The organism is Actinomadura sp. NPDC049753, from assembly GCF_040674655.1.
In the GTDB taxonomy this organism is placed as follows: Bacteria; Actinomycetota; Actinomycetes; order Streptosporangiales; family Streptosporangiaceae; genus Spirillospora; species Spirillospora verrucosospora.
This window is the reverse complement of the sequence record NZ_JBFARL010000391.1, coordinates 1-3,087: the sequence shown is the minus strand read 5'-3', so window position 1 is coordinate 3,087 and position 3,087 is coordinate 1. Positions and strand designations below refer to the sequence as shown.

At 76.4% G+C, this 3,087-nt stretch carries 4 protein-coding genes and 2 pseudogenes; 3 read left to right on the top strand and 3 right to left on the bottom strand.

Features of this window, described 5'->3' with window-relative positions; genetic code table 11:
• Positions 1-215: 215 nt before the first annotated feature.
• From AB0K37_RS41390 to AB0K37_RS41380, 3 genes and pseudogenes are all read left to right on the top strand, one after another.
• Positions 216-410: pseudogene (locus AB0K37_RS41390) on the top strand (PadR family transcriptional regulator); the annotation flags it as partial.
• A gap of 48 nt (positions 411-458) precedes the next feature.
• Complete coding sequence (locus AB0K37_RS41385; protein ID WP_363991493.1) at positions 459-668, top strand: hypothetical protein; 210 nt, start codon at positions 459-461, stop codon at positions 666-668.
• A gap of 2 nt (positions 669-670) precedes the next feature.
• A complete protein-coding gene (locus AB0K37_RS41380; RefSeq protein ID WP_363991490.1) occupies positions 671-1,171 on the top strand; it encodes a DUF1707 domain-containing protein in 501 nt (166 codons plus the stop codon).
• On the opposite strand, the gene AB0K37_RS41375 is transcribed toward AB0K37_RS41380, so the two are convergent.
• From AB0K37_RS41375 to AB0K37_RS41365, 3 genes and pseudogenes are all read right to left on the bottom strand, one after another.
• Complete coding sequence (locus AB0K37_RS41375) at positions 1,168-1,824, bottom strand: response regulator transcription factor (protein WP_363991498.1); 657 nt, start codon at positions 1,822-1,824, stop codon at positions 1,168-1,170. The genes AB0K37_RS41380 and AB0K37_RS41375 overlap by 4 nt on opposite strands.
• Positions 1,821-2,633 (bottom strand): histidine kinase, encoded by an 813-nt coding sequence (locus AB0K37_RS41370; protein ID WP_363991496.1) that lies wholly within the window; start codon positions 2,631-2,633, stop codon positions 1,821-1,823. Before AB0K37_RS41370 ends, AB0K37_RS41375 begins: the two co-directional genes overlap by 4 nt.
• Positions 2,634-3,033: 400 nt before the next feature.
• A pseudogene (locus tag AB0K37_RS41365) lies at positions 3,034-3,087 on the bottom strand (hypothetical protein); the annotation flags it as partial.

The window sequence follows — 3,087 nt, the reverse complement described above, 5'->3', positions numbered from 1 at the left end:
CCAGCATCGGCGCCTGCGAGGCAGGCCACGCCATGACCGTCAAGGGCGGTGCGCCGCCCGTCCGGTCGAGATCGGGCCGCGTTCGACCCTGATCATCGGCGGTTTCGTGTCCCTGGTCTCAGTGGTGGGCACCGTCGCGCCCGCCGTGGGCGCGGGGGCGCGGCGGCCCGTGGGGCCGGGGCGCCAAGGCCCGCAAGGGCAACGTCCGGGCGGCGATCCTCGTCCTGCTGGCCGAGGAGCCGCGCAACGGCTACCAGATCATCCAGGAGATCAACGAGCGCAGCGACGGGGCCTGGAAGCCGAGCCCCGGCGCGGTCTACCCGGCGCTGCAGCAGCTCGCGGACGAGGGGCTGATCGCGGGCGACGAGTCCGGCGGGCGCCGCACCTTCCATCTCACCGAGGAGGGCCGCGCCTACACGGAGGAGAACGCCGAGCGGCTGGCCGAGCCGTGGGCGGAGATGACGCCCGAGTTCGGCGAGGGCGTCCCGGAGCTGTTCAAGCAGGCCGCGCAGACCGGGGCCGCGGTGATGCAGATCGTCCACTCCGGCTCGCCCGAGCAGGTCGCCCAGGCCCGCGACGTCCTGTCGGAGACCCGTCGCAGCCTGTACCGCATCCTGGCCGACGACCTGGACGGCCCGGGGCCGACGGCCGACGACACCGAGGAGTGATCATGGTCCGGCACGACGAGATCCGCGTCGGCGACGCCGAGCGCGACGCCGTCATGGTCGCCCTGCACGACCACTTCGCCGAGGGCAGGCTCGACCGGCCCGAGCTCGACGAGCGGCTGGAGTCCGTGCTGGCCGCCAAGACGCGCGGTGACCTGCGCGCCCTCGTCCGGGACCTGCCGTCCCCGACCGGGCTGCCCGAACCCGCGAAGGAGGCCCCGTGGGAGTCCCCGCTCGGGCACGCGTGGGGGCCGGGCACGGCGGTCGGGTTCGGCGGCCCCGGACACCCCGCCTGGCACCGCCGTCAGCGGCATATGGCCCGCCGCCGGCCCGGGCCTCTCTTCCCGGCGTTCCCGCTCCTGTTCGCGGCGTTCATGGTGCTCGCCTTCACGGCCGGGCCCGGCACGGGGTTCCTGGTCGTCCTGCAGATCGCGCTGGCCGTCTGGGTCGTGCGCGCGGTCCTGCTGGCGTTCGGCGTCCGCCGGGCCCGCCGCCACGCCCCCTAGCCGGGGCGGTCGGCCAGGCCGGCGTCCCGGGCCAGGAGGCCTGCCTGGGTGCGGTTGGCGCAGCCCAGTTTGTCCAGAAGGCGGGAGACGTGGCCCTTGACGGTGGCCTCGCTGAGGTGGAGGCGCCTCGCGATCCGCGCGTTGGACAGTCCCTCGCCCAGGCAGGCCAGCACCTGCGTCTCCCGCTCGGTGAGCCCGCCGACGAGCGCGCGCGTCCGGTCGCGCCCGGACGCGCGGGCGTCGGCCGTGCCGAGCAGCCGCATCGTCGCGGCCGCCGACATGACCGTGTGGCCGTCGGCGGCGACCCGGACCAGCTTCACGAGGTCCTCGGGCGGGGTCGACTTCAGCAGGAACCCCGCCGCGCCCGCCCGCAGCGCCCGGATGACGTACTCGTCGGCGTCGAAGGTGGTCAGCGCGACGACCACCGGGGGCGACCGCAGTGCGGCGATCCGCTCGATCGCGGCGAGCCCGTCCACGACCGGCATCCGCAGGTCCATGAGCACGACGTGCGGCCGGTACCGGACGACGGCCTCCACGCCCGCCGCCCCGTCGTGCGCCTCCCCCACCACCCGGACGTCGTCCGCCGCGCCGAGGATCGTGCGCAGGTGCGAGCACACCATCGGCTCGTCGTCCACCAGCAGCACCGTGATCATGGAGCGGGCCGGGCGAGGGGGACGTAGGCCGGCAGGGACGCCTCGACGCGGAACCCGCCCCGGTGGGGACCCGCCTCGAACGTCCCTCCGATCAGCTCGACGCGCTCGCGGAGCCCCGCGAGGCCCGTCCCGGAGCCGCTGGCGGCCAGCTCGGCGTCCGGTTCGCGGGACGGGGCGGCGTTGCGGACGGTCAGGGCCACGCCGTCGGTCCGGTAGCGGACGTCCACGTGGACGGCGGCGCCCGGGGCGTGCTTGCGGGCGTTCGTCAGCGCCTCCTGGACGATCCGGTACGCGATGCGCCGGGCGGCGGGCGAGGCCGACGGCGGGTCGCCGTGCTCGGCCAGCTCGACGGGGACGCCGACGGCCGCCGATTCGGCGACCAGCGCGGTCAGGCCCGGCAGGGGCGCGGACGGCGCCTCGCCCGGGTCGCGGCGCAGCAGGCCGATCACGTCGCGCAGCTCTTCGAGGGCCTGGCAGCCGGTGCCGCGCAGCTCCTCGGCGGCCGCGCGGGTCGGCTCGTCCGGCGCCCGGACGCGCAGCGCCCCCGCCTGCAGCACCATCAGCGTCACCCGGTGCGCCACGACGTCGTGCATCTCGGCGGCGAGGCGGGCGCGCTCCTCGGCGCGGGCCCGTTCGGCCAGCAGGTGCCGCTCCCGCTCGGCCCTCTCCGCCCGCTCGGTGAGGCCCTGCAGGACGCGGCGGCGCGCGGCGGCGTACAGGCCGAGCAGGGCCCCGCCGACCACGACGACCACGCTGCGGAAGACGATCCCCTCGACGCTCCCGGTGTCCTGGGCGGGGGCGTGGCGCATCGACGCCTCGGGAAGCACGTCGTACAGGCGGCCGATCGGGACGAGCATCGCGGCGACCGGCAGGGCGCGGCGCCAGACAGGGCCGCGCGGGTCGCGAGGGAACGCCATCACCGCGTAGGCGGCGAGCGGCGCGGTCGGCGGCCACCAGGCCACCGGGTGGAGGGCGTGGTCGGCGTCCACCCGCAGCAGCGAGCCGGGGGCGGCCTGCTCCACGGCCCACACCAGGGCGGCGAACCCGGTGGTGAGCCAGGCGACCGCCATCGGGTGCCGCCGCCGGAACACCAGCGCGGCGGCGGGCGCCAGGAACAGCGCGACCGACGCGCCGCCGTGCGGGCGGACGATCGTCGCCGGGCCCGTGATGGAGGATCTCGGCGATCTGCGGATAGGGATAGTCGAACGCCTCTCGCAGGACATAGGCGGCGCGTTCGGTGGGCGACAGCCGATCCAGGAGCAT